Genomic DNA, 19,725 nt, shown 5'->3' on the forward strand with positions numbered 1-19,725 from the left:
AATTTCTATCTCTTATGAATCCTACTTATAAACAGCGCTGATTTCAAGCGATTGTGACAGTCAAAATAGGTTTTTAGTGTTGTTTGGTAGGCAATAAGCATAAGTATTGATTTGGTATACATTTCTATATCATTGGAATGATCAAATATAGTAATTATCAACAGATATTTACTTCGTTAAAAAATGCAATGTTAATGAGAATATATGCCCCCTAAAGATCCTCAAAGATTTCCAGCGCTTCTAGAAGAGTTGTTTCAGGTTCCATCAATTCAGAAATTAGTTGTTCAGCCAAGTAATACGCCGCCAAAATTTTTAATCTTGTACGGCTCCTTACGCGAGCGTTCCTACAGCAAATTACTGGCTTTAGAGGCGGCAAGATTGCTTATGGCTATGGGTGGTGAAGTGAAGATCTTTGATCCAACAGGGCTCCCACTAGTAGACGGTGCTCCTGACACACATCCTAAAGTGATGGAATTGCGAGAATTAAGCAGGTGGTCAGAGGGTATGGTTTGGAGTTCCCCAGAGAGGCATGGAGCAATGACGGGGCTGTTGAAAACCCAAGTGGATTGGATTCCATTATCTGATGGGGCTGTTAGGCCAACCCAAGGGAAAACTCTAGCATTGATGGAGGTCAGCGGTGGATCGCAGTCATTTAATGCAGTAAATCAAATGCGCATTTTAGGCAGATGGATGCGGATGATTACGATCCCTAACCAATGCTCCGTTGCTAAAGCGTTTACTGAATTTGAGGAAGACGGCCGCATGAAGCCTTCAGCTTTTTATGACAGGCTAGTAGATGTCATGGAAGAGCTTTATAAATTCACGTTATTGACTCGTGGGGCAAGCGATTATCTAACCGATCGCTATAGCGAAAGAAAAGAGTCGGCCGAAGAGCTATCAAAACGAGTAAATAAGCGGTCAATATAGTTTGATTTCTTAAATGACTGCTAAGTTATGTCACTTGTCACATCGTTGTCATATATTTCCATATAATTAGAAATATGAAGAATACTGATGCCATATCCGCCTTTCTTGCTTTAGGGCAAGAGTCTCGTCTCAATGTATTTCGCTTAATAGTCCAGCGCGGAGGTGAGGGATTGACCCCTAGCCAAATTATTGAGAAGCTGGGCATTCCTAATGCTACCTTGAGCTTTCATTTAAAAGAGTTGGTTCAGGCTAATTTACTCATCGTTGAGCGCCAAAGTCGCAATCTGATCTATCGACCCAATGCAGACTTAGTTCAGAGGCTTAGTGGTTTTCTTCTAGAAAACTGCTGCGGCGGTAAACCTTGTATCCCCTCAAAATCAATCATGAAAGCCAAAGTCAAATGAAGACATACAACATCCTCTTTTTATGTACTCATAACTCGGCTCGCTCTGTGATTGGCGAGGCACTAGCCTCTACCCATGCTAGTGGAAAGCTTATTGGATTTTCAGCGGGATCTACACCAGGAACTTCAGTAAATCCCTTTGCTGCTGAAATAGCAAAAGAGTTAGGTCACGACACATCTAAATTGCGCAGTAAAAATTGGGATGAATTTAGCTTGCCAGATGCTCCGCAGATGGATTTTATTATTACGGTTTGTGATGATGCCGCTGGCGAGCAGTGCCCATTTTGGCCGGGTAAGCCAGCTACTGCGCATTGGGGTTTTCCTGATCCATCAAAAGTTCAGGGTAGCGATCTTGAAAAGAAAGCCGCTTTTATTCAGGTGATGAACGGCTTAAAAAGACGTATTGATCTTTTAGCCTCTATGCCACTAGAGAGATTAGATTCTATAAGTTTGAAAGAAATTCACTCTAAAGCATGAAAAATTACATTGCTGAATTTATCGGCACTGCCTTATTACTAGCTATTGTTGCTGGGTCAGGTCTGATGGGTGAGACATTAGGCGCTGGTAATTCCGCTGTAGCCTTGCTGGGTAATAGTATTGCTACTGGTGCTGGTTTGTATGTACTGATTACATTACTAGGGCCCATATCCGGAGCACACTTTAATCCTGTAGTTTCAGTGATGTTTTGGCGTTTAGGCCACCTCAATGCAGGGCAAATGTTGGGCTACTGGGTGGCGCAATGTTCAGGCGCCATTACAGGTATTTGGATGACCCACCTGATGTTCAGCTTACCCATCATTCAGGAGTCTACAAAGACCAGAACGGGTATGGGTATTTGGGCCAGCGAGTTGATATCTACTTTAGTGCTCTTGGTGGTTATTCGTTTAGGAGATAAAGAGGCTAAAGACCGAGTGCCCATGCTGGTAGCGCTGACCGTTACCGCAGGATATTGGTTTACCTCATCCACCTTTTTTGCTAATCCTGCTGTTGCCATTGCTAGAAGCCTGACCAATACCTTTGTGGGGATTGCTCCTGCCGATGTCAGTGGCTTTGTAATCGCTGAAATAGTCGCTGTTGCTATCTTTGCAACTTTGTTTTGTAAAAAGCATGGGCAAATAAAGCCAAATCACGGTGTTTAAGCTCTTAAATACCTATCCTGCATACTTGGCTAAAGAGTGTTAGGATTTGAATATGTTCAAGAGACTATTGCTTCTTTCTCTCATCGTGCTGACTCCCGTGCAATCTTGGGCAGTACTCGATATGCGTGGAAAGCAAAGCAATACGGTTATTGAGAGGGTAGAGGTCGCACCTCAATTAGTAGTGCACCCTTGCCATCAGGATGTGCAAAATGGATCAGAGGTCACATCCTCAGTTCAAACAGACTCTGCAGGCTGTAATTCTTGTACCTTGTGTATGGCCTTTGGTTTGTTGCCTACTTCTAACCCAGCACTCGTGGCCGATGTCTTTACTCAACGCTTTTATGCCCCACATAAAACCATTCTCAGTGCAGATATTGCTGCGCTAATCAAGCCACCCATTCTTTAAGCTCCATAGCATTAGTCCGCCCAAATTTTTTGGGTTTGATTTTTTTTGGAGTCTTAAATGAAACTATTACTTTCTGTATTTTTAAGTTTTCTTGCTTTACAAGCATTTGCTAACCCTGAGTGGGTGAATGGTGAGATTGTTCGGATAGATCCCTCGCGTAACCGCATGATAGTCAAGCACGAGTACATCCCTAGTATCAGGATGGCAGCAATGACTATGCCCTTTGGAGTAGGCCAGGGAATTGCCTTGGATCAATATCGACCAGGTGATAAGGTGCGATTTCAGATCAAGGTTGTAGATGGCACTTTAGATATCACCATCATTGAAAAGCTGAAATGAAGTCCAAGTTCATTTCTGGGGGTATGGTCTTGCTGTTAAGTGCATTACCGGTAGTTGTGAGTGCTGCGCCTATGGGTTACAAAAATAGCTGGATGGTGATGGGGGATTTCAGTAAGACCTATCAAGAGATGGCTATTAATTACGCCAGCACTGCAAATGATGCTTTCGGGGTTTCAGTCAGCGCTATGCAAACAGATAATTCAGCTTCTAAACAGCAAAATATAGAAGCCGTCTATACCCGCAAGCTAGCTCGCTGGAACTTACCCAGTGCCCAAGCCAATATTTGGTTCATCGGTGGATTGGGCTCTACAACTGGAAATACGTTTGAGGGCTCTAAGGCAATGGCATCACCCGGGCTTCAAGTAGATTATGAAACAACCCGTTTTTATTCTATGGCATCTGCACGGGTATATGCAGCTCAGGGCGCTACCAGCAACATTACCACTGCAAGACTTGGCGCTTCATTTTATGAGGTCAATTACGATGAGCCGCAACCCTGGCTTGTGATTGAGGCTAGACGTATGACATTTGTCTCCAATCAATATGAATTTACACCTATGTTGAGGGTAATTCACAACCGTTATTTTGTTGAGGCAGGAGCCAATCTTAACGGCCAGCTTCGTTTTAACTTGATGTACAACTACTAAAGGAATCCATATGAAAAGTATCTATTTAATTATTTCCCTAAGCCTTTTGGGCTTTAGTCATAATGCTTTGGCGAGCATGAAAGTCACCGTGAATGGCATGGTGTGCTCTTTCTGTGCCCAAGGGATTGAAAAAAGTGTTCTGAAAATGGACGATACCAAAGCAATCTTTGTTGACCTTAAAAATAAGGTGGTGATCATCGAAGCAAAAGAAGGAAAGACGCTCAATGAAAAACTCATTAGCCAAGAAATTAAAGATTCTGGCTATGACGTAGTCAAAATTGAAACCATACCGCAGACGGTAGCGGAATTCAAAGCGCAAATGAAAGACAAGCCATGAGTCAATCTGGTTTGGTAGAAACCAAAACGGGCTATGTGAGTTCTCTATTAAGCTTATTTGCTAGTTCTAGTACCTTAGTCTGTTGTGCTATTCCTGCACTCTTGGTCAGTTTAGGTGCGGGTGCAGCGCTGGCGTCTTTAGTGTCGGTATTTCCACAAATTGTCTGGATCAGTGAGCATAAGGAAATCATCTTTTTAATCAGTGCGCTCTTGATGTTGGTTGGTGGGGTGATGCAGTGGCGTAATCGTTATGCGCCATGCCCTATAGACCCTGATTTACGACGTACCTGCCTTAAAACACGCCGAATATCGATGCTTATTTACTTATTCAGTCTCGTTTTGATGATACTTGGGGGCTGGTTTGCCTTTATTCAGCCCTTGCTTTAGAAGTTTTTGAGTAGTGTTGCAAGTAGTCTGGATAGCTTTTTTACTGCCATAATCTGAATCATGTTTAAAAGCTATCTCCTTCGAATTATTATCTTTGGATTTTTATTCGTTTGCAGACCTGCCTATGCCTTAGAGCTTGGACAGGTGATTGAGCTTGGTCAAATGCAAACCTTAAATGGTGGCACCTTTTCCATACCAGCAAACAACAATAAACACACTTTGATTCAGGTATGGGCTTCATGGTGCCCCTTTTGCCGACGCCAGAACGGATACTTGGAGGAATTTGTAAAGCGAATTCCAAAAAATTCAATGAATATCATTACGGTATCGATTGATAAAAATGCTCAGATTGCTAAAAATTACATGACGACACATGGATATGTATTTGAAGCAGCGATGATGTCCCCAGAGTTGAAGCGATCGATTGGTAAGGTGCGCGGGGTCCCTATATTGATTATTCTGGATAAAAATAATAAGGTAGTCTATCAAGAGATTGGTGAAATCTTTGAGGAAGATTTTGTATCGCTAGAACGGTTCGCTAAATAATAACGATTAGTTTGATAAGATCACAGCAGAAGTGACAGCCATGCTAGCTCCAATAACTCCAAGTAAACCGCAAACTATGGATTTAATAGTGGAAGGAGTTAAAGGTGGGGGCCGTGATGCTGAAAATGCTGTAACGGCATAAACAACTGGTATTGCCTCGATGGTAAGTAAAAGCGCATTCATAGAAAATTGGTTTGCTGCTATCGAGACTAGCAATCTAAATAATGTAATGACTCCGAAGAAAAAAATTAGACTTTCTAGAATTCTGGAGGCAGTCCAAGGCTGTCTGTACATTAGGTATACAAATGGAGGGCCTGGCGCAGAAAATAACCCCCCAAGCAATCCTGAAATTGATCCAAATATAGCAAATATCCAAGGCGACGATTCCTTAGATAGCGATTTGGTTTTTTTCCATAAGAGGAGAGCGCAAATGCATATACTGATACCCAATAAGAGCCGTGCAATTTCATAAGTAGTTCCGACTAGCCATATGAGTAATCCCATTCCTGCTAACGTTGAAATTAGACTAGTTGCGAGAGACGGAAATAATGATTTTTCAAACTGTAGTGGCCATCTTTTGTATAGAAAGATTATTGAATTTAAAACTAGTATTACTGAAATGATATTGACTGTATCAATTAGTGGTACAAGATCAATTAAGGTAATTAATCCAAGTAGAATAAAAGATAGTGCAAAACCTGTAAGAGTTTGTGCATAAACTGCAATAGCTACAAAACAAAGAAATAATACGTGCACCAGCATTTTATTTAGTAGATAGCACTTGTAAAATTTTATCTATAACAGCCTTGTTAACGCGACTTTCGGATTGTTGGGTTATCCCGGCAATATGTGGCGTCAAAATTAAATTAGGTACGTTTGAGTATTTCGCTGATTTCTGTAGAGGCTCGTTTTCAAATACATCTATTGCTGCACCACCTAAATGGCCATTATGAAGCGCTTCTATCAATGCATCATCATCCACAATCCCTCCACGAGCCGCATTAATTAAGATCGCGCCTGACTTCATTTGCGCTATTGATTTTGTATCAATCATATTTTTGGACTCTGCGGTATAGGGCAGATGTAGAGATACAATGTCACTTTTAGTTATAAGCTCTTCTAGGGATACGTATTTGATGCCATCTAGTCTAGGTTGTTTTTCTTGCGATGTTGGATTGCTTACGGCAATAACTTGAAAACCTAACTTTATGGCTAAATCTGCTGTGGCTCTGCCGATAGACCCCAACCCAATTATTCCCAAGGTACTGCCCAGTATTTCTTTGCCTTGATCAATTCTTGCCTTAGGCCATTTTCCACTACTGACTTCATCTGTCGCCAGGTATGCTTTGCGCATTAGCATCATTGATGTTGTAATAACATATTCTGCAACGCTTCTTGCATTTGCGCCGATAGCGGGGATAACCTCAATTCCTCTGGCCCTGCAAGTTTTTACATCAATATTGTCTAGACCGACACCAAGCCTTCCTACTGCCTTACAATTTTTCATGACATCAAGTAATTCCCCGCGTACTTGGGTTAATCGCCTAACAATAATTGCATGTACATCTTGTGCAGCTTCAATGAGTTTTTCATGATGATTAACAAGCTCTGGGTTATAGATTACTTCGTGTTGCTCTGCACGAAGTCGATCTAAGGACTCGGACAGGATCCCTTCTGGGATAAGAATTTTCATATGGTTTGTGCCAATATAAATAGCGTAATCAACTGGCTTTGATGATTGCCCAATAAATGTTAACTTCAGTACGCTAGGATTTTTAGCTTATACCCTGGCGTTTGTTAAGCGCGTTTATATTGCAATAGACCGCCAGTCACCTTTGGTGGGCGTGCGCGTAGTTCTTTTTCAATAGGATCCGTTCCCCAGCCTGGGCGATCTGGCACTATTAAGCAACCATCTTTAAATTCCGGAGCATGGGTAAATAATTCGCCTTCCCATGGCAGTCGATCAATATCTACTTCCATAATATGTAAATTAGGGACAGCTGCCGCAAAATGGGCATTCATCAAAGTACATAAATCACCATAAAAATTATGAGGAGCCACATTGACATCATGCGCATCCGCTAGGGCAGCTATTTTTAATGCTTGAAACATACCATTCCATACACCGTCAATAATGGCCACATCCATTGCTTGATACTCAAAGAACGGTAAAAACTCTTTCATGCCGATGAGTGTTTCGCAAGAGCTGATAGGGAAGGGGCTATGTTGACGGACATAAGCCAATCCCTTAGGCGTATATGAATCTATTTCTACCCAAAATAAGTCAAGGTCACTTAAAGCTCTTAGTAGCTTTAAAAGGCCTTCGGGTTTTGCATTAAAGTTTATATCGATTAGTATGCCGAGGTCTGGCCCGCCTCCTTCTCTGAGTGCTTCTAGGTGCTGGCGAATGTTGCGAATTAATTTAGGCGTGACTGGTAATTCTGGTTTAAACGGAACTGCAAAGCCAGGCCTCCAGGCAAATGCTGGCCCATCTTCATGGATGAATAGATTTGTTTTTAATGCTGTAAATCCGCGCGCTTTTACCTCCGCAGCAGTTTTCTTGACGCCCTCTAAATCAGTGACTGCATTGCCATAAAACTGAGGATGGTTAATTCTCCAGGTGGGGCAGTGAGACCAATAAACAGGTACTTGGTCTCTTAACTTTCCCCCCAGTAATTCATAGCACGGAACGCCTAAACCTTTTGCTTTTGCATCCAGTAATGCATTCTCTATTGCACCCATTGCTTGACCAATTACGCCACCAGTGGCTGGTCTAGTGAGGCAGTAAGCAAGTTGAAAAAATTGCTCATGATTATTGACTGACTGACCAATTAAACGGCCTTTGAGTTTCTCAATGATCGCTCCCACTCCAGGCGAGCCAAATCCTTCGTCATACTCACTCCAACCAACAATTCCTTTATCGGTACTTATTTTGACAAAGTAATAGTTTCGCCAGCCAGCATCACACTCAATAGTTTCTACAGCAGTTACTTTCATTTATAGGGATCCTTATTGGGTGTTAGTCAAGATAAATATTCATAGGTTTAATGACTTTTTCCCATTTAACTAGATCATTATTTATAAACTCTGCAAATTCTTTGGGTGAGTTTCCAACAGGAGATGCACCAAGCGACATAATGCGGTCTTGAACTGCACGTTCTTTAATTACAGCTACGATTTCTGTATTTAACTTTGAGACTACATCTGTAGGAGTATTGGCCGGCGCAAATACACCATACCAAGAAACTAGGTCATAGCCAGGAACGGTATCAGATACTGGGGCTAGTTCAGGTGCAAGCGGAGATCTCTTTTCGGAGGTAATAGCTAAGCCTTTCATGCGACCATCTCGAATATGGGGCAGTACTTCATTGATTGCTAAGAAATTCGTATGGCCACCAATCACATCTGTGATTGCTGGAGCCCCACCTTTATAAGGAATAATATTAAGCTTGATGCCGGTTCGTTGCACTAACATTTCACAGGCTAAATGACCGCTTGTTCCAACGCCACTACTACCGCAAGAGAGGCTGCCTGGATTTGCTTTTGATTGACTGATGATGTCCGCTATAGAATTAATCTTTGAGTTTGGCGCAGTTGCAAAATAGTTGGCAATTGTGAGTACTTGGGTCACTGGAACTAGATCTTTACGAAGATCAACCAGTTTATTTCTATAGAAAAACTCATTGAGGACATTAGCAAAGGTGCCCATTAAAAAGGTATGTCCATCCTTAGAGCGCGCTACATACTGGCTACCAATCATACTTCCAGCGCCGGGTTTATTTTCTACTATTACGGGTTGTCCAAGCTTCGTGCTCAATGACGGGGCTATTAAGCGCGCAATGAGATCCGTATTTCCGCCAGGGGGAAAGGGGACGATAAGCGTGATGGGTTTATCTGGCCAGGCTGCCAAAACATTCATTGAGGTGATTAAAACAAGCGAGGTGAATACGCCCTTAATTACTAATTTGAGATGTTTCATTGATGCCTCCTTTGTAGTTTTACCCATCCTAGTAATAAATATTTAATTAGTAAACCTAAATTTATTTGATTTAAGCATCGGATTTTCCGATGATTGTGTAATAATATGAGATATGTCTATACGTGCCTTAAGAGCTTTTTTGGCTTTTAATCAACTGGGAACCGTTGCAGCGGCTGCAAAAAGTGTTCACCAGTCCTCAGCTGCTGTGAGCGTTCAGCTCAAACTTTTAGAGGAGAGGCTGGGAGGATCGTTATTTCATCGCACCCAAAGATCCTTAAGTCTTACGTCCTTAGGGTATCGACTTCTTCCTGTGGCAGAACAAATATTGACTTTGCACAGCGAAATGCTTGCCTTAAGTCAGCCAAGCAAACCTGCTGGAAAGCTCACAATTGGAGTAATTAATAGTGCGCTCATCGGCGTTCTACCTCCTATTTTGCAAAACTTAAAAATAGAATCTCCTGATCTTGACATTCGAATCATGGCTGGTATTTCCCCAACCTTATTTACTCAGGTGCAAGATGGCATCTTAGATGCAGCAATTATTACCAGGCCACCAAAATCAATCACTACCGATTTAATGATTCGCCCTCTTTATACAGAGCCATTTGCATTGGTGATGGCGAAAACAATGCCTTATACCCAGCTGGCCAAGATATTAGAGGCTCAGCCATACATTGCATTTGACCGTAGTACATGGGTTGGGGGAAAGGCTGAACAGTTTATACAAAAACTAGGTATTAAAACCCATGTGGTGATGGAGTTAGATTCACAGGAAGCCATTATTTCATTAATCAAGCATGGCATTGGCGTATCTGTACTGCCAATCCAGCCTGGTAGTGAAGTTTCAAATGATAAGACATTGCAGTTTATTTCTCTGTCAGGATTACATCGAGATGTTGTGTTTGTAGAGAAAAAGGATCATCCACATGCGCATTTGACGAGTAAATTAATGGACGCATACGTTAATTGGTCTGAAAGTTAGATATTTTTATCGCATCATATTTTACGTATTAGACTTGCAAGACTGTATTTTACAAAAGAGACTTATCAGTTCATTGAATATGAATCTACCTAATGATGTTCAGCCAGCAGGTCGTTGGCTTATCCTTTTCATATTATCTATTTGCATTGTGCTGTCGATGACTACCTGGTTTTCAGCCACCGCGGTTATTCCTCAGTTAAGAGATATTTGGAGCCTCACGCCAACCCTGTCAGCATGGCTAACGATTGGGGTGCAAGTCGGATTTGTAATTGGTGCAGTTGGTTCTAGTGTTATGAGTCTTTCAGACATCATCTCTGGTAAAAGACTGATGATCTACGGATCGATTGGCGCTGCCATCGCGAATGCTGGGATGTTGCTAACAGATAGTGCATACCTCGCAATTTTCTTTCGTATTTTGACGGGCATGTTTCTTGCGCTGGTGTATCCGCCATCTTTAAAGTTAATAGCAACTTGGTTTACAAAAGGTCGCGGTGTTGCATTGGGTGCTTTAGTAGGGGCAATTACTTTAGGATCTGCCTCACCCCATTTTATTAATGCTATTGGTGGTCTTAGATGGGAGATAGTGATTGTCGCTACAACCCTCGCAACACTCTTAGGCGCATTGATTCTTCAGCTATTTGTCCATGAGGGTCCATTTCCATTTCCACGTGCACCATTTAATTTAGGTCGCATGGGGCAAGTATTTAAAAACCGAGGCATTGTGCTTGCTAGCCTGGGGTATTTTGGTCACATGTGGGAGTTGTATGCGATGTGGGCCTGGTTTCTGACATTTGCTCGGATGGCATTGATTGAGCAGGGTGTAGGTGATGCAAGTTCAGCCTCATTCTTTACCTTTGCGGTCATTGGAGTTGGTGCTTTGGGTTGTGCTGTTGGCGGAATTTTGGGGGATCGATGGGGAAGAACTGCTACTACCAGCTTGATGATGGGCATCTCCGGTATGTGCGCACTGTTGGCTGGGTTCGTATTTGATGGACCTTTATGGCTTTTAATTACTATCGGACTCATTTGGGGTTTTACAGTCGTCGCAGACTCGGCGCAATTTTCTACGATCGTGACGGAGCTTGGTGATCCTATGTATATTGGCACGGCATTAACTATGCAACTGGGAATTGGCTTTATGTTGACGGTAGTGACGATCTGGTTACTGCCTTTAGCAGCAACACATCTTAATAGTTGGCAATGGGTCTTTTTAATTCTCTTACCGGGACCAGCACTCGGAATCTTAGCTATGCTGCTATTACGCAGGATGCCAGAAGCACTGAAAATTGCTAATGGCAATAGGTGAGTATTGCTGGAGTGACAACTTCGTAACTATGAGTAACTAATCAAAGATTAATATTTAGCTGCTTTTTCAGCGGCCTCAAGGGTATTCATTAACAACATCGTAATGGTCATGGGTCCAACTCCACCCGGCACTGGTGTGATCCAGCCAGCAATATACTTCGCAGCATCAAAATCCACATCGCCACAAAGCTTGCCATCAGGTAAGCGATTGATACCAACATCAATGACGACAGCACCAGTCTTCACCATTTCACCGGTAATCATTCTAGGTTTACCAGTAGCAACCACCAAGATGTCAGCATCTTTGGTGTGATGTGCCAAGTCACGGGTTTTGCTATTGCAAATAGTGACCGTCGCACCTGCTTGGAGTAATAGCATAGCCATTGGCTTACCGACAATATTCGATGCACCAACAATCACAGCACGTGCACCACGAATAGGATATTCAATACTTTCCAGCATTTTCATACAACCATAAGGAGTGCAGGGCTTAAAAGAGGGTTGACCGACCATGAGTGCTCCGGCATTTGCCACATGAAATCCATCTACATCTTTTTCTGGAGCAATAGCCTCTAAAACGCGTTCAGCTGCAATATGCTCAGGCAGTGGCAGTTGCACCAAAATGCCATGGATAGACGGATCAGCATTGAGTGTGGCAATACGTGCAAGCAATTCTTCTTCACCGAGCTCTACAGAGTATCTTTCTAGTACAGAATGAAAGCCAACATCTTCACAGGCTTTCACTTTATTACGAACATATACCTGACTTGCTGGATTTTCACCAACAACAATGACGGCTAAACCTGGCCTGACGCCTTTGGCAGTAACAATAGCTCCGCGTGCAGCAATTTCAGTGCGTAGTTTTTTGGATAGAGCAATTCCGTCAAGCAGTTGTGCGGGCATAGAGTAAATATCAATGAGGTTGTGGATCTGAGAGTGCGAGTCGGAGTAGATCGGCTACAGTGTTGACCTTTAATTTCTCCATGATATTGGCACGATGTGCTTCTACCGTTTTAATAGAAATACTTAAGTCATCAGCAATTTGCTTATTGAGGCGTCCGGCAACAATGCGCTCTAGCACTTGACGCTCACGACCTGTCAGTTTACCAAGGAGGCTTTGAGTAATCTTATGTTGACTTGCTTGAGAGTAATCGACGCGTGCTTTAACAAGCATCCGATCAACTAAGCTACAAAGATCATTTTCTTTAAAAGGTTTTTCAACAAAATCCACTGCGCCACGCTTCATAGTGGATACAGCCATAGATACATCGCCGTGACCTGTAATAAAAGCGACTGGCATAGGGAAATTCTCGCTAATGAGTTTCTCTTGGAGTTCAAGACCGGACATTCCAGACATTCGAACATCTAATATGGCGCAAGAAATAGTCGTTTTGTCCGTGCTTTGTAAGGATTGAAGAAAGCGTTCTGCACTGGCATGACAGCGCACAACATAGCCATTACTTTCTAATAGCCAGGTGAGGGAGTCACGAACTGCTTCATCATCATCTACAACATAAACCACTTCAGTTTGATTGGTTTTTATAGGGGCACCGGTATTCATATGAGTTCTCACAAATCAATCAAAAAACAAAAATTACAAATTACTGATAGAACCTGGGATTTCAAGGGGTAGTAGTATTGTAAAGGTACAGCCTGATCGCTTTGTCTGTTCGACGTCCATGTGATTTTTTGCCCATAAACGCCCTTGGTGGGACTCAATCACGGAGCGACAAATATTCAATCCCATGCCCATTCCATCATTTTTAGTGCTAAAAAAGGGCTCAAACATGCGCTCAATCACGGTTTCTGCGATTCCAGCCCCGGCATCCGTGACCTGGATCCGCAACATAGCGGGGAAGGTACTGGTATCTAGATCAGCAGATATTGTCACGGATGGGGCTGACCATCTAGATGAAAGGGGGTAAACCTCTCTTAAGCTATCTAGGGAATTTTTAAGTAAGTTGACGAGAACTTGCAAAATTAAGACAGGATCAATATCTACTAGGGGTAGATTTTCAGTGACTTTCGCTGTGATGCTAAAGCGATGGCGATGAGCTTCAATTTCTACCAAGCCGACAGCATCATTAACAATTTCGTTGATATCGCTGGGCTTACGTTGGGGCTCGCTCCGTTTCACAAAGCCCTTAATACGCTGAATAATCGTTCCAGCTCGATAGGCTTGATCAGAGGCTTTTTGTAAAGCTGGAATAATATCCGTTTGTAGTGAGGGGTCTAGGTTACCCTGTAGGCGCTTGATAACACCCATACAGTAATTAGAGATAGCTGAGAGTGGTTGATTTAATTCATGCGCTAAAGAGGAAGCCATTTCCCCCATCGTAGTCAAGCGGCTAGAAAATTGCATACGTTCTTCTTGTTGGCGCATCAGTTCATTAGCTTCAATGCGAATCGTAATATCCGTAGCGATTAAGAGTTGCGCAATATCTCCATCGACCCATGGAACAAAACGTCTCCTCACTTCATACCATTTTGAAGCGCCTGTAGATTCATCAAGCAATTGAATTTCTTCTGACTCGGACTCTTGATATAAAGAGGGTGATTCAATAGCGGGTGCGATCTCACCGGATTGAGCTACATTACCACCCGCTAATTCAAAATGTCCCTGAGCATTTCCTCCAAAACGTTCTCGATAAAAACGATTTGCAAAAAGGAGTTCGCCAGATTCTTTGGATACTACAGATACCGCTGCATCTAAACCTTCTAGTACAGTAATAAAACGATCCTGAGAAGCAGCGAGTTCCTCACGAATTTTCTTTGGCTCTGAAATATCAATTAAGGAAGTAACCCATCCTGTCTGCTGACCCTTTTCATTAATTAATGGAGCAATAAAGGTACGTGTTTGAAGGATGGTGCCATTACGATTGACGATTGAGCCCTCCATGCCAATTTTCTTTTCTTGGTTTTTAGATAGCTCGAGTGCAAGATTCATCCTTTCACTCAAATCATTTTTTTGCGCTTCAGGCCAAAATGGAAAGGGGGGCTCCAGGCCTATTAATTCTGCTGCTGACCATCCCGTCATTTCACAGAATGCGGGATTCACATAGGTGATCGCGCGATTCATATCGTGCGCACGAATACCAACTGGTGTGGAGTTCTCCATAGCACTACGAAAATTGGTCTCAGCACGCAGTGTTGCCTCTACTTCTTGTCGAACTTGCATCTGTTTTAGTACTGACCATAGACTCCATATCACGAATGCACTTAAACCTAGTACCACGCCAATCAACATTCGGAAAGTGAGATTGGTTGCCGGTGGATAGGTATCAATACGCAAAATGAGATTAGGACTGAGCACTCCCATGTCTAGGGTGGTTTGATTACTGAACGCACGTCTCGGCGTATTTTTATCCGATGAAATCGCCAGGACTTTTTCGTTATCTGTTAGCAAGGTAAAGCGATATTGGCTTTTCAGCTCACCCGGGATGAGGTCCAATAAACCCTGTGCTGTATACAAGACCGCCACCATTCCCTTAGTCTCATTTTCAGATACCTGGGGAATCGTTTGCCAAAATATATGACGTACTTCTCTGGCGGTGGATTCGTTGGTCGGGATTTTCAGCGTAATAAATTGACTAAATGCTGGTCGGTTGGTAGCTGCACTGAGTTCAATAGTTTTTTTGAGCGCCGCACTAATGACAGGAGCGTTATCGGGATGATTAAACCAATCTCTCTTCAGATTGATCGTTGGCGCTATCCACTGACGTTGGCTACTTTCATCAATCCAAAGTATTTGTGCAATTTCGCGATTGCTTTGTAATAGATTTTCTGCCTGACTTATAAACGCCGACTTCACATTACTGGAATTATTTATGCTGACGTAATCGCGTCCCATGGATTGCAGAACGTCTACATTATTGGTAAATCGTAATTGGATCCGTTGCTTTGCAATGGATAGCTCTCTGTAGAGAGCAGATTCTTGCTGATCTTTTTCTTGAAGCTGTAAAGCTCCTAATATGATTCCCATGACCCCTGTGAAGATGATGATCGCCAAGAGAGGGGTGTAAACCAGCCTAAAACCTCGAATGCGTCGAATCCACTGAAGGGGCTTCAGTTTCCAGATATATGGTGCTATTTTTTTCATGTAATTGCTTTATTTTGCCTGATCTAGCCCCTCAATTGATCTACATTGACTTTAACTTGCAATGCAGCAAATTTCCATATAGTGAAATATATATTCATTATGTGGAAAATATCTTGTTTACACCCATATACCTTTCTAAAATACCCGTTATAAAGAATGTAATCAGATAGATTTATTTCACGGAGGCAGTTATGGCGGCAGTTCCAGATCAAATTTTGGGTGGTGCGGGTGAGCAAGATGTCGACCCAGGTGAAACTCAAGAATGGTTACAGGCTTTAGATGGTGTGATCCGAAACGAGGGCGCTTCCCGTGCAGCCTTTCTCATTGATCAGCAAATCTCTCATGCCAGAGTCAATGGTGTTAATCAGCCATTTCATGCTGAAACACCCTATATCAATACGATTCCTGTGGATCAGCAGGCACGTTTACCAGGTGATCAAAATATTGAGCACCGTATCCGTTCCTATACACGCTGGAATGCAATGGCGATGGTCCTGCGTGCCAATAAAGATACCAACGTGGGCGGCCATATTTCATCTTTCCAATCTGCCGCTACTTTGTATGACGTGGGCTTCAACCATTTTTGGCATGCGCCTTCACCAGAACATGGAGGAGATCTCATCTTTGTACAAGGACATTCTGCGCCTGGTATTTACTCCCGTGCTTATATGTTGGGGCGCTTGTCAGATGAGCAGCTGAATCACTTCCGCCAAGAGGTTGGTGGCAAGGGTATATCGAGCTATCCACATCCGTGGCTAATGCCTGATTTTTGGCAGTTCCCTACGGTATCGATGGGGCTTGGTCCCATCATGGCAATTTATCAAGCACGCTTTATGCGCTACATGCAAGATCGCGGCTTTATTCAATCAGCCAATCGTAAAGTTTGGGCATTTTTGGGTGATGGTGAAACCGATGAGCCAGAATCTCTGGGTGCTATTGGTATGGCGGGGCGTGAAAAATTAGACAATCTCATTTTTGTTGTGAACTGTAATTTACAACGTCTAGATGGGCCTGTGCGTGGTAATGGCAAGATTATTCAAGAGCTCGAGGGTGAGTTCCGTGGTTCTGGTTGGAATGTGATTAAAGTAGTTTGGGGTGGCCACTGGGATGCCTTATTCGCACGCGATAAAAAAGGTATTTTGATGCAGCGCCTCGGCGAAATTGTGGATGGCGAATATCAAACCATGAAAGCAAAGAATGGTACTTATGTTCGCGACAAGGTATTTAATACACCCGAACTCAAAGCACTTGTCAGTGATTGGAGCGATGATGAAATTTGGCAACTAAATCGTGGTGGCCATGACCCCCATAAAGTATTTGCTGCCTTTCATGCTGCCATTAACCATAAAGACCAGCCAACGGTGATTCTGGCGCATACGATTAAGGGTTACGGCATGGGTGGTTCTGGTGAGGCGATGAATATTGCACACCAAGCAAAAAAGATGAATGCTGACGATGTGCGGCGCTTCCGTGATCGCCTTGAGATTCCTGTCAAAGATGAAGAATTAGACGAAATGCCTTTAGTGAAGTTTGCTGAGGGTAGCCCTGAGCTAGATTATATGAAAGCGCGTCGCCAAGAATTAGGCGGCTATTTACCGCAACGTCGCATGAAGGCAGAGAGTCTGCCTGTGCCTGCACTAGAAGTATTTGCCCCATTGCTTGAGGCTACTTCGGAAGGTCGTGAGATTTCAACCACGATGGCCTTTGTTCGTATTCTCAATACGGTGGTGCGCGATAAGGTGCTTGGTAAGCGTGTTGTTCCAATTGTTCCAGATGAATCTCGTACCTTTGGTATGGAAGGGATGTTCCGTCAACTGGGTATTTGGAGTCAATTAGGACAGTTATACACCCCAGAAGATCATGATCAACTGATGTTCTACAAGGAGGACAAGACCGGTCAGATTTTGCAAGAGGGGATTAATGAGGCGGGTGGTATGTGCGATTGGATCGCCGCCGCTACTGCTTACTCTACCCATGGCGTACCGATGTTGCCGTTTTATATCTTCTACTCGATGTTTGGTTTCCAGCGCATTGGTGACTTAGCCTGGGCAGCGGGTGATATGCGGAGTCGCGGTTTCTTATTAGGCGGAACTGCTGGTAGGACTACTTTGAACGGCGAAGGACTGCAACACGAGGATGGCCATAGTCAAGTGTGGAGCTCTGCAGTACCGAACTGTATTAGTTATGACCCTTCATTTTCATTTGAGGTCGCTGTTGTAATTCAGGATGGTATGCGTCGCATGTTGACAGATCAAGAGGATGTCTATTACTACATTACTTTGATGAATGAGAACTATGCACATCCTGCGATGCCTAAGGGCGCTGAGCAAGACATCATTAAGGGTATGTATAAACTCACTTCGGTAGGCGATGTAAATGCCAAATTACGCGTGCAGTTACTCGGCTCTGGCACGATCTTCCGTGAGGTGATCGAAGCTGCCCAGATCTTGCATCAAGATTGGAATGTTGCTTCTGACCTATGGGGTTGTCCAAGTTTTACAGAACTAGGGCGTGATTGGAATGCGGTACATCGCAATAACTTATTACACCCAGCTGCTACACCTACCTTATCTCATGTTGAGAAATGCCTCAAAGATACGATAGGTCCTGTGATTGCGGCGACCGATTATGTCCGTCTATTTGCCGATCAAATCCGTCCAGCGATTCAGCATATGGGTCGTCGTTTTGAGGTGCTAGGTACCGATGGCTTTGGTCGTTCAGATACTCGTGAAAATTTACGGGATTTCTTTGAAGTTGATCGTCGCTGGATTGTAATTACTGCCTTACGTTCTTTAGTGGATGCAGGTCAACTCGATCGTTCAAAACTGGCAGAAGCGATTCAGAAGTACAAGATCGACACCACCAAACCAAACCCAATGACGGTTTGATAAGAGACAAACAATATGAGCCAAATGATGAATATTCAAGTTCCTGATATTGGGGACTATAAGGATGTGCCTGTAATTGAAGTGTTGGTTAAAGTGGGCGACCAGATTGAAAAAGAGCAGTCTATTGTTGTCTTGGAGTCAGACAAGGCCACTATGGACATTCCTTCATCACACGCAGGTGTCGTGAAGGAAATCAAAGTGAAGGTAGGTGATTCCATATCGGAAGGTAGCATCGTGCTGGTAATTGAAGAGGGTGGTGCTTCCTCTGCACAAGCTACAGAAACAGCCTCGGTAGCGATTGCTGCCGTACCTACTCCAGCTACTGCTCCCGTTGCTCCAGCAGCAGCACTGCCAGTTGCTCGTGCCGTTGTACCAGCCCCTGTAATACCATCTATTATTGCAGCGGATGCCAGTGCAAGCCATGCTAGTCCTTCAGTTCGGAAGTTTGCTCGCGAGCTAGGGGTAAGTATTCATCAAGTCTGTGGGTCAGGGCCAAAAGGCAGAATTACTCAGGATGATGTTCAGGCTTTTGTGAAATCAGTAATGAGTGGTGGCGCCTCTGCTTCTAGCGCCCCTAGCACATCAAGCGGTAGTTTGGGAGGCCTTAATTTATTGCCTTGGCCAAAAGTCGATTTTGAAAAGTTTGGTGCGATTGAACGTCAGCCATTAAGTCGGATTAAGAAAATCACTGCGGCGAATTTAAGTCGAAATTGGGTCATGATTCCGGCAGTCACGTATCACGAAGATGCTGATATTACCGACTTAGAAGCATTTCGGGTAGCTACTAATAAAGAGAATGAAAAGCAGGGCCTCAAAATTACGATGCTGGCATTCATTATGAAAGCTGCTGTATCTGCTTTGAAGAAATATCCAGAATTTAATTCTTCGATTGACGGCGATGACTTGGTTCTCAAGAAACATATCAATATTGCATTTGCTGCTGATACCCCAAACGGCTTAGTAGTTCCAGTGATTCGTGATGCAGATAAAAAAGGAATTTTTGAGTTAGTCAAAGAGACCTCAGAGCTTGCTGCTTTAGCAAGAGATGGCAAATTAAAACCAGATCAAATGCAGGGCGCCAGTTTTACTATCTCCTCTTTAGGCGGTATAGGCGGCACTTACTTTGCTCCGATTGTGAACGCCCCAGAGGTGGCTATTTTAGGTGTCAGTAAAGCAGCAATAAAGCCTGTATGGGACGGCAAACAGTTCGCCCCTCGCTTAATTTGCCCGCTTTCTTTGACGGCGGATCATCGCGTGATCGATGGCGCCTTAGCAACACGCTTTAATGTGTATATTGCCCACCTCTTGTCCGACTTCCGTCGTTCAGTTCTATAAGGAGGAT

21 protein-coding genes are annotated in these 19,725 nt (G+C 43.4%); 14 read left to right on the forward strand and 7 right to left on the reverse strand.

The features are described from left to right. The first annotated feature begins 204 nt into the window (after positions 1–204). The 10 genes from arsH to DCO16_RS04940 all read left to right on the forward strand — a co-directional run bounded on the left by arsH (position 205) and on the right by DCO16_RS04940 (position 5,130). Positions 205–927, forward strand: coding sequence for an arsenical resistance protein ArsH (gene arsH, locus DCO16_RS04895; protein WP_173942612.1), 723 nt, complete (start codon positions 205–207; stop codon positions 925–927). A 74-nt stretch (positions 928–1,001) separates the two neighbouring features. Beyond that, positions 1,002–1,331, forward strand: coding sequence for an ArsR/SmtB family transcription factor (locus tag DCO16_RS04900; RefSeq protein WP_173942613.1), 330 nt, complete (start codon positions 1,002–1,004; stop codon positions 1,329–1,331). Beyond that, positions 1,328–1,807 carry an arsenate reductase ArsC gene (locus DCO16_RS04905; RefSeq protein ID WP_173942614.1) on the forward strand — a complete coding sequence of 160 codons (480 nt, stop codon included), beginning with the start codon at positions 1,328–1,330 and terminating at the stop codon, positions 1,805–1,807. The genes DCO16_RS04900 and DCO16_RS04905 overlap by 4 nt, the downstream gene beginning before the upstream one ends. After that, complete coding sequence (locus tag DCO16_RS04910; RefSeq protein ID WP_173942615.1) at positions 1,804–2,469, forward strand: aquaporin; 666 nt, start codon at positions 1,804–1,806, stop codon at positions 2,467–2,469. Before DCO16_RS04905 ends, DCO16_RS04910 begins: the two co-directional genes overlap by 4 nt. Before the next feature lie 52 nt (positions 2,470–2,521). Then, complete coding sequence (locus DCO16_RS04915; protein WP_173942616.1) at positions 2,522–2,875, forward strand: hypothetical protein; 354 nt, start codon at positions 2,522–2,524, stop codon at positions 2,873–2,875. A 57-nt stretch (positions 2,876–2,932) separates the two neighbouring features. Further along, positions 2,933–3,214, forward strand: a complete 282-nt coding sequence (locus DCO16_RS04920; RefSeq protein ID WP_173942617.1) for a copper-binding protein — start codon at positions 2,933–2,935, stop codon at positions 3,212–3,214. Further along, positions 3,211–3,861, forward strand: a complete 651-nt coding sequence (locus tag DCO16_RS04925; protein ID WP_173942618.1) for a hypothetical protein — start codon at positions 3,211–3,213, stop codon at positions 3,859–3,861. The genes DCO16_RS04920 and DCO16_RS04925 overlap by 4 nt, the downstream gene beginning before the upstream one ends. Positions 3,862–3,871: 10 nt before the next feature. Further along, a complete protein-coding gene (locus DCO16_RS04930; RefSeq protein WP_173942619.1) occupies positions 3,872–4,198 on the forward strand; it encodes a heavy-metal-associated domain-containing protein in 327 nt (108 codons plus the stop codon). After that, the gene (locus DCO16_RS04935) at positions 4,195–4,584 is read left to right on the forward strand and encodes a hypothetical protein (protein WP_173942620.1); all 390 of its coding nucleotides are present in this window, start codon (positions 4,195–4,197) and stop codon (positions 4,582–4,584) included. The genes DCO16_RS04930 and DCO16_RS04935 overlap by 4 nt, the downstream gene beginning before the upstream one ends. 60 nt (positions 4,585–4,644) lie before the next feature. Then, a complete protein-coding gene (locus DCO16_RS04940; protein WP_173942621.1) occupies positions 4,645–5,130 on the forward strand; it encodes a TlpA family protein disulfide reductase in 486 nt (161 codons plus the stop codon). A gap of 6 nt (positions 5,131–5,136) precedes the next feature. Here the strand turns inward: DCO16_RS04940 and DCO16_RS04945 are convergent, their stop codons facing one another. The 4 genes from DCO16_RS04945 to DCO16_RS04960 form a co-directional block, all read right to left on the reverse strand. After that, positions 5,137–5,886 (reverse strand): TSUP family transporter, encoded by a 750-nt coding sequence (locus tag DCO16_RS04945; protein ID WP_173942622.1) that lies wholly within the window; start codon positions 5,884–5,886, stop codon positions 5,137–5,139. Between the two features lie 7 nt (positions 5,887–5,893). Beyond that, complete coding sequence (locus DCO16_RS04950) at positions 5,894–6,823, reverse strand: hydroxyacid dehydrogenase (RefSeq protein WP_173942623.1); 930 nt, start codon at positions 6,821–6,823, stop codon at positions 5,894–5,896. A 104-nt stretch (positions 6,824–6,927) separates the two neighbouring features. Then, positions 6,928–8,127, reverse strand: a complete 1,200-nt coding sequence (locus DCO16_RS04955) for a mandelate racemase/muconate lactonizing enzyme family protein (RefSeq protein ID WP_173942624.1) — start codon at positions 8,125–8,127, stop codon at positions 6,928–6,930. A 22-nt stretch (positions 8,128–8,149) separates the two neighbouring features. Beyond that, the gene (locus tag DCO16_RS04960) at positions 8,150–9,109 is read right to left on the reverse strand and encodes a Bug family tripartite tricarboxylate transporter substrate binding protein (RefSeq protein ID WP_173942625.1); all 960 of its coding nucleotides are present in this window, start codon (positions 9,107–9,109) and stop codon (positions 8,150–8,152) included. Between the two features lie 112 nt (positions 9,110–9,221). On the opposite strand from DCO16_RS04960, the gene DCO16_RS04965 reads away from it, so the two are divergent. Together DCO16_RS04965 and DCO16_RS04970 are read left to right on the forward strand one after the other, a co-directional pair. After that, the gene (locus DCO16_RS04965) at positions 9,222–10,091 is read left to right on the forward strand and encodes a LysR family transcriptional regulator (protein WP_173942626.1); all 870 of its coding nucleotides are present in this window, start codon (positions 9,222–9,224) and stop codon (positions 10,089–10,091) included. A gap of 79 nt (positions 10,092–10,170) precedes the next feature. After that, positions 10,171–11,397, forward strand: coding sequence for an MFS transporter (locus DCO16_RS04970; RefSeq protein WP_173942627.1), 1,227 nt, complete (start codon positions 10,171–10,173; stop codon positions 11,395–11,397). Between the two features lie 47 nt (positions 11,398–11,444). Here the strand turns inward: DCO16_RS04970 and folD are convergent, their stop codons facing one another. Genes folD through DCO16_RS04985 form a run of 3 tightly spaced genes read right to left on the reverse strand, consistent with a single transcriptional unit; the run spans position 11,445 to position 15,495 of the window. Beyond that, positions 11,445–12,299, reverse strand: coding sequence for a bifunctional methylenetetrahydrofolate dehydrogenase/methenyltetrahydrofolate cyclohydrolase FolD (gene folD, locus DCO16_RS04975; protein ID WP_173942628.1), 855 nt, complete (start codon positions 12,297–12,299; stop codon positions 11,445–11,447). A 10-nt stretch (positions 12,300–12,309) separates the two neighbouring features. Next, on the reverse strand, positions 12,310–12,957 hold the full coding sequence (locus DCO16_RS04980; RefSeq protein WP_173942629.1) for a response regulator transcription factor: 648 nt from the start codon (positions 12,955–12,957) through the stop codon (positions 12,310–12,312). Positions 12,958–12,990: 33 nt separating this feature from the next. Then, positions 12,991–15,495, reverse strand: coding sequence for a PAS domain-containing sensor histidine kinase (locus tag DCO16_RS04985; RefSeq protein ID WP_173942630.1), 2,505 nt, complete (start codon positions 15,493–15,495; stop codon positions 12,991–12,993). 191 nt (positions 15,496–15,686) lie between these two features. On the opposite strand from DCO16_RS04985, the gene aceE reads away from it, so the two are divergent. Both aceE and aceF read left to right on the forward strand, forming a co-directional pair. After that, positions 15,687–18,383, forward strand: coding sequence for a pyruvate dehydrogenase (acetyl-transferring), homodimeric type (aceE, locus tag DCO16_RS04990; protein ID WP_173942631.1), 2,697 nt, complete (start codon positions 15,687–15,689; stop codon positions 18,381–18,383). A gap of 15 nt (positions 18,384–18,398) precedes the next feature. Then, positions 18,399–19,718 carry a dihydrolipoyllysine-residue acetyltransferase gene (gene aceF, locus DCO16_RS04995; protein ID WP_173942632.1) on the forward strand — a complete coding sequence of 440 codons (1,320 nt, stop codon included), beginning with the start codon at positions 18,399–18,401 and terminating at the stop codon, positions 19,716–19,718. Positions 19,719–19,725 lie beyond the last annotated feature (7 nt).

It is taken from the genome of Polynucleobacter antarcticus (assembly GCF_013307245.1).
Lineage (GTDB): Bacteria > Pseudomonadota > Gammaproteobacteria > Burkholderiales > Burkholderiaceae > Polynucleobacter > Polynucleobacter antarcticus.

What these genes read in the sequence shown, in the direction of transcription:
- DCO16_RS04930 (WP_173942619.1), top strand. Translation starts at nt 3,872, where the DNA reads ATGAAAAGTATCTATTTAATTATTTCCCTAAGCCTTTTGGGCTTTAGT.
- DCO16_RS04960 (WP_173942625.1), bottom strand. Translation starts at nt 9,109, where the DNA reads ATGAAACATCTCAAATTAGTAATTAAGGGCGTATTCACCTCGCTTGTT.
- DCO16_RS04935 (WP_173942620.1), top strand. Translation starts at nt 4,195, where the DNA reads ATGAGTCAATCTGGTTTGGTAGAAACCAAAACGGGCTATGTGAGTTCT.
- aceE (WP_173942631.1), top strand. Translation starts at nt 15,687, where the DNA reads ATGGCGGCAGTTCCAGATCAAATTTTGGGTGGTGCGGGTGAGCAAGAT.
- DCO16_RS04915 (WP_173942616.1), top strand. Translation starts at nt 2,522, where the DNA reads ATGTTCAAGAGACTATTGCTTCTTTCTCTCATCGTGCTGACTCCCGTG.
- DCO16_RS04980 (WP_173942629.1), bottom strand. Translation starts at nt 12,957, where the DNA reads ATGAATACCGGTGCCCCTATAAAAACCAATCAAACTGAAGTGGTTTAT.
- DCO16_RS04900 (WP_173942613.1), top strand. Translation starts at nt 1,002, where the DNA reads ATGAAGAATACTGATGCCATATCCGCCTTTCTTGCTTTAGGGCAAGAG.
- DCO16_RS04955 (WP_173942624.1), bottom strand. Translation starts at nt 8,127, where the DNA reads ATGAAAGTAACTGCTGTAGAAACTATTGAGTGTGATGCTGGCTGGCGA.
- DCO16_RS04965 (WP_173942626.1), top strand. Translation starts at nt 9,222, where the DNA reads ATGTCTATACGTGCCTTAAGAGCTTTTTTGGCTTTTAATCAACTGGGA.
- arsH (WP_173942612.1), top strand. Translation starts at nt 205, where the DNA reads ATGCCCCCTAAAGATCCTCAAAGATTTCCAGCGCTTCTAGAAGAGTTG.
- DCO16_RS04910 (WP_173942615.1), top strand. Translation starts at nt 1,804, where the DNA reads ATGAAAAATTACATTGCTGAATTTATCGGCACTGCCTTATTACTAGCT.
- DCO16_RS04940 (WP_173942621.1), top strand. Translation starts at nt 4,645, where the DNA reads ATGTTTAAAAGCTATCTCCTTCGAATTATTATCTTTGGATTTTTATTC.
- DCO16_RS04920 (WP_173942617.1), top strand. Translation starts at nt 2,933, where the DNA reads ATGAAACTATTACTTTCTGTATTTTTAAGTTTTCTTGCTTTACAAGCA.
- DCO16_RS04950 (WP_173942623.1), bottom strand. Translation starts at nt 6,823, where the DNA reads ATGAAAATTCTTATCCCAGAAGGGATCCTGTCCGAGTCCTTAGATCGA.
- DCO16_RS04925 (WP_173942618.1), top strand. Translation starts at nt 3,211, where the DNA reads ATGAAGTCCAAGTTCATTTCTGGGGGTATGGTCTTGCTGTTAAGTGCA.
- DCO16_RS04970 (WP_173942627.1), top strand. Translation starts at nt 10,171, where the DNA reads ATGAATCTACCTAATGATGTTCAGCCAGCAGGTCGTTGGCTTATCCTT.
- folD (WP_173942628.1), bottom strand. Translation starts at nt 12,299, where the DNA reads ATGCCCGCACAACTGCTTGACGGAATTGCTCTATCCAAAAAACTACGC.
- DCO16_RS04905 (WP_173942614.1), top strand. Translation starts at nt 1,328, where the DNA reads ATGAAGACATACAACATCCTCTTTTTATGTACTCATAACTCGGCTCGC.
- DCO16_RS04985 (WP_173942630.1), bottom strand. Translation starts at nt 15,495, where the DNA reads ATGAAAAAAATAGCACCATATATCTGGAAACTGAAGCCCCTTCAGTGG.
- aceF (WP_173942632.1), top strand. Translation starts at nt 18,399, where the DNA reads ATGAGCCAAATGATGAATATTCAAGTTCCTGATATTGGGGACTATAAG.